The organism is Pseudomonas sp. P5_B2 (assembly GCF_056400445.1).
On sequence record NZ_JBFULH010001398.1, the window covers coordinates 1 to 633 of the forward strand.

2 protein-coding genes are annotated in these 633 nt (G+C 42.1%); both read right to left on the reverse strand.

Annotation, left to right across the window (positions count from 1 at the left end):
* Positions 1–321 (reverse strand): hypothetical protein (locus AC1DRJ_RS31435; protein WP_477805534.1); only part of this gene is annotated, 321 nt, incomplete at its 3' end.
* Between the two features lie 27 nt (positions 322–348).
* Positions 349–633, reverse strand: a 285-nt coding sequence (locus tag AC1DRJ_RS31440; RefSeq protein WP_477805535.1) for a hypothetical protein, incomplete at its 5' end; no start/stop codon positions are given.

Sequence of the window (633 nt, forward strand, 5' to 3'; positions counted from 1 at the left end):
TTCTTTGGATGCTCCAATGTATTTGCCATTCTTGTCTGCTGTTTCAAACTCAACGTTTCCTGATGCGGGGTTTATGTAAGAATAATATTGAGCAACAGTATGATCATCCTTATCTGTAAGATAGATGCTACATTTTGCGTTGATAGCTGGCTCATCAGGGAAGCAAATTAACATGGAGTTCCCATATTTAATTTTGTCCCTTCCCATTGAGTTCTCAAACCATACTCCATCTTGATTTTTTGCGTCGTTAGATTGTGATGGTGTTTGTGCAGACGCGTGCGTTACTGCGAGCAGGGCTACCGCGGTGATTATTTTTCTCATGTTTTTCTCCGGCACTTTGTTTGCCTTCTAACGTTCGGTCAAGGAGTCGGCTTCGTCGGCCCCCGTTAGYAAAACGAGCGATTTGAGCGCATTGTTAGAAGGAATTAATTTGGCACTAATGTTCAAGACGCGTTTATCAAGGAGCAAGGCTCCACGCAGTTGCAAAATGTGGCCGTTAACATGCGCTCTATACGAGCTGAATTCTGAAATTACAGAGTGCGGAATTAAGTATGCTTCAATGATTTCATACGCTTCATTGAAAATTACAGCAATGAGCTCATCAAAGTCTTTTTTTTCGAGGTTGCGTATGAC